This is a genomic window from Natronococcus jeotgali DSM 18795 (assembly GCF_000337695.1).
Classification (GTDB): Archaea; Halobacteriota; Halobacteria; order Halobacteriales; family Natrialbaceae; genus Natronococcus; species Natronococcus jeotgali.
This window is the reverse complement of sequence record NZ_AOIA01000053.1, coordinates 1-4666: the sequence shown is the minus strand read 5'-3', so window position 1 is coordinate 4666 and position 4666 is coordinate 1. Positions and strand designations below refer to the sequence as shown.

Annotated in this window: 1 protein-coding gene and 1 pseudogene; one reads left to right on the top strand and one right to left on the bottom strand. The window is 56.2% G+C overall.

Going from position 1 to position 4666, the window contains the following annotated elements:
* Positions 1 to 1379 precede the first annotated feature (1379 nt).
* Positions 1380 to 2744, bottom strand: a complete 1365-nt coding sequence (locus C492_RS07350) for an IS4 family transposase (protein WP_008421940.1) — start codon at positions 2742 to 2744, stop codon at positions 1380 to 1382.
* Between the two features lie 207 nt (positions 2745 to 2951).
* Here C492_RS07350 and C492_RS22305 point away from each other — a divergent pair.
* Positions 2952 to 3185, top strand: a pseudogene (locus C492_RS22305) (PEP-utilizing enzyme); the annotation flags it as partial.
* Positions 3186 to 4666: the final 1481 nt, after the last annotated feature.

The window sequence follows — 4666 nt, the reverse complement described above, 5'->3', positions numbered from 1 at the left end:
CTCTTCGGCGTGGATTTCCGAAGTGGCTATCCGCAACGAGCGAACCGCTCGCTGCTGCTGTCGAGGATTTGGTGGCCCGGCGTGGCGAAGAGTTCCAATCGAAGCGGACTGCTCGTGAGACACTTACACTACTGCAGCGGGTCGCTGGTACGGTTCGGACACAAGCACGACCGATGATTTCGGCAATGATAGGTGGATTTCTCGGCGCGTTCATCGGAGAGCCGACCCCAGAGCGTGAGAGATATCGGTGGAACATATGGGGTCAGAATGCAGCAGAATACGTGCGTACACCGGAGACACCTACTGAACGTGTTCGTGCTGCCTTTGACACTGATAATAGTGCACTCATCAATTTTCCGCGCATCGGGCCGTTGTATGCTGCCATGGTGGCTGAAGGAATCCTTCAGCAGTTGTTCTCCGATGTTCCCGAGGAGTTGAACGATGTAGGTCGGGGCTTCCCGGATGAACTGGTGACGCGGATCAACCTCGGACTGGGTGACCTCGCCGACGTAGCACGTGACTATCCAGCGGTCGCTGATGCGTTGCGAGAGAGCGCATCGATTACTGAGATCGAATCGCACGAGGGCGGAAGGGAATTTCGGGATGCACTTGACAACTTTCTCATCGAATTTGGTCATCGCGCGACTGGCGAACTAGACGTCAGCCGCCCTCGATGGCACGAGGATCCCTCTGGACTGCTCGCAACGGTTCGAGCCAACCTCGAACACGATGAGAAAGGCGAACATCGAGAACACATCTCTCAATTAGAACGAGAGGCGAACGCAGCAGCTAAGCGACTCGAACACCGGGCTGGTCGGGGGATTCTTGGACCTCTGCGTAAACGATTTGTCCGACAACTCATCCGAACGTACCGCGGCTATATCCAGACGCGTGAAGACCCCAAACATAGTACGGCATACCTATTCGCAGCATGGCATGAAGCACTCCGTGACGCTGGCGAGGTGCTCGTCGTTAAAGGACAATTAAACGAGATCGATGATGTCTGGTTCCTTCGGAGAGATGAACTCTTCGCCGCACTGGATGGGGGTTCCATTGATGTCGATATCCCGAACCGGCGTGCCGAGTTTGAGCGCTACGCAGCGATGGCTGCGCCTCCGGTATTGACAAGCGAAGGGGAAGCACCGAGTGCGGCCATCGAACATGAGGACATCCCTGATGGCGCACTCGTTGGAACTGGCGTTTCGAGTGGCGTCGTCGAAGGGACTGCNGCACCGAGTGCGGCCATCGAACATGAGGACATCCCTGATGGCGCACTCGTTGGAACTGGCGTTTCGAGTGGCGTCGTCGAAGGGACTGCTCGTGTCGTTCATGACCCCTCTAAAGAGACAATCGAAAGGGGTGAGATCATCCGTCTTTAGCTAAGCCTCACACCTCGGTTGCGTAGCGGTAGCGAGCGTCTCTTGCAGTATCGGTCGTTGCTGATGGATCTTTTGTGCATCTTCGATCAGCCGTTCCAACAGCGGCGGGGGCGAGTAGCCAAGGTATTCACCGAGTTCGTGGAGGATGAGCTGGGCGTGCGACCGGAAGGTCGCCGCCCAGCGTTCCGGCGGAAAGACGAGCTCATCGTCAGCCTGCTCGGTGACCAGATCCAACAGATCACGACTCACCAGCAGCGACAGCAACGCCGCGTACAGCAAAATTTCCACGACAACAGGGTTGCTTGTGTCGAATTCGTCCAGTTCGTACTGCGTCTTCAGCTCACGAAACAACGTCTCTACCTCCCATCGACACCGATACAGCGTTGCTAGATCTGCCGGCAGGAACTCCTTTCTCTGCAAGTTCGTGATGTACAGATGGTAGTCGTCGGCGTCCTCGTTGCGGACGCCGACGACGCGGAACTGCTTCGTGTCCACTGAACGAGTCCCCTCGTACTGGCCTCGCTTGAACTCTGCTTCGACCTCCACGTCGATGTACTTCCGCGAGAGGTTATCGACCACATCGTGAATCTGCTTGCCTTCCAAGGGAATGGCGCGGCCGCGCCATTCCCGTAACTCCTCCGTTATCACCGGATTCGCGCTCTTCTTCAGCCGACTCACGAAGTAGCCGTCGTTCTCGTCGATCAACGCGAAGCGCCGGTACTTGAAGTACGCTAGANCCGGATTCGCGCTCTTCTTCAGCCGACTCACGAAGTAGCCGTCGTTCTCGTCGATCAACGCGAAGCGCCGGTACTTGAAGTACGCTAGATCAAACAGAACCAGCCGCCCTTGTAGCCACGAGCCTGTCTTGAACAACGTGCTGTCGTGCGTTTTCTCGTCGGTCACGTCTAGCTGTTCAATCGTCTTGTCGGTGGCATTGTGGAGCAGGTGGAGCTTCGCTCCAGCCTGCTCCTCGTGGCGGGCTTGGAACTCGTCGGAAAGGAACTCGTGCAATCGCAGCACCGTTCCATCAGCAATCATCACGTCTCTGAATCGGTCGATATCAGCGTCAACAGCGTTGGGAACAGCGACCTCGTCGAGGCCACGCTCGACGAGGTCGCGGAGGTACTCTGCGAGTGACGGGGTCAGCCGGTGATAGAAGCCACCAGGAGAGATCGTCTCATCAGCCGTCGAGTTGTAGCAGCGTCTGAACCCAGCGAGTGTTCGGCTTTCGCCTGCGGCGAAGCCGAACACGAGCGCCCACACGAGGACGGGAATCTGGAGCTTGCCCTCTCGCTCGACCACGCCGAGTTCCTCGGCGTGCTCTTCGAGGAACTTGGAGGGAAACAGTGTAGTGAGCCGACGCATAATCCGAGGTGAGGAGGCGTCTTGGTGCACACTTGCCGCCTCCTCATTCCTCTCGCAAAGCAGCCTCGATAAGCCGCCGCTGTCACGTGGTTCTTCGCTTAGCTAAAGACGGATGGGGGTGAGATTCTCATTGCGCCGTCTTCTGATCCTGGCTGGACACCACTATTCCTGAATGCAGCAGGNTTCGCTTAGCTAAAGACGGATGGGGGTGAGATTCTCATTGCGCCGTCTTCTGATCCTGGCTGGACACCACTATTCCTGAATGCAGCAGGTATGGTCGTGGAAGTTGGTGGCCGAATGAGTCATGGCGCGCTCGTTGCCCGTGAATACGGGCTTCCAGCAGTAGTGTCAGTACCGGAAGCAACGCGCCGTATCAAGACTGGGCAGCGGGTGCGGATTGACGGTACTCGGGGGACAGTAGAAATCTTGGAAGACGACTGAGGACTCGGAGTCCCTCGGTAATGACTAAGATAACTTTTGCTCGAGGATGTCATAGAAGTCATCTCGTGGTGTTGATTACAGTTACCTCTGCGGTGAACCATCTGATAAGTAGGTGTGCGCACTTATCGGCTGATTCGGGCCNTAGAAGTCATCTCGTGGTGTTGATTACAGTTACCTCTGCGGTGAACCATCTGATAAGTAGGTGTGCGCACTTATCGGCTGATTCGGGCCATCAACACATAGACTTACCTTAGGCACATTGGTGTCCGGTACTCCCGATCCATCTATTCGACCTGTGCGACTGGACTTGTTGCGTATGACAACAACTGCACCAATGTGACTCGATTACGGTTGGGTTTGTACAAAAGCGAGAGACAAGACTTCCTACGAGGGNGACTCGGAGCCAGACAACAGGATGTATGAGCGGATCGACAGTCGCTACGATCGCCTCCGTCTCAAATTCCTGCTCAATCTGAACCGGTATGTGCTGACAGCTGGCTTGGCGCTCGGGCTGTTCAGCGCTCTCATCGGGATGAGTACGCTCGGCGACGTGTCGTTGGGTGAACTGATGGGGTCCAACGGACTGGTCCGACCAGCCTTTCAGACGATGCTGCTTTCGATCACGACCTCGGTAACGCTCGTTGTCACGATCAGTCAGCTCGTTCTCGCGCAGGAACTCGGTCCACTCGGCGATCAGCGCGAACGGATGGACGGCGAACGAGTGTTCCGTGAAGACGTCGAGGAGTTCCTCGGGACGGCCAGTCCTCCCGAACCGAATGCGTTCTTACGCGTACTCGTTGAATTGAGCCGCGATAAGGCAGAACGGCTCGGCGACGCTGTTGCGAACGGCGACGACGAACTCCGTGGGGATGTACAACAGTACGTCAAGAATCTGGTGGCGAACGCAGAACTCGTGAACGAACAGCTACGTGACGTGCAGTTCGGGAATTTCGACATTATGCAAGCGGCACTGGATTACAACTATTCGTGGCATATTTACGAACTTCGTCGAATTCGAAAAGAGCATGCCGATGCCCTCACCGACAAGCAACAGGTGGCGTTGGACGAATTACATGCTGTACTCCAGTTTTTCGCCCCCACTCGTGAACACATCAAGTCGCTGTACTTCGAGGCGGACCTTGTGAACCTCTCTCGGCAGATCCTCTNATGGGATTCTTCGCCGATGCAGGGATGTTTCCCGGGACGATGCTGGGAATCGACAATGTAACGTGGATCGTGAGTGGCGCGTTCACGATTACGGCGCTGCCACTGTTATTGCTGGCCGCCTACATCTTTCGGCTTACAACCCTCGCCAAGCGAACGCTCTCGATCGGGCCGTCTATTCTCCGTCCATCGGAAGACGCTGGGGAAACCAAATGAGAGGAGTGATTCTATGAGTCGGGCAACTGCTTGTCGCGCGCTACGGTGGACTGTTCCGTCCCCCATGACTGTATTGTTGGTCTCGTAAATGATCGCCGCGG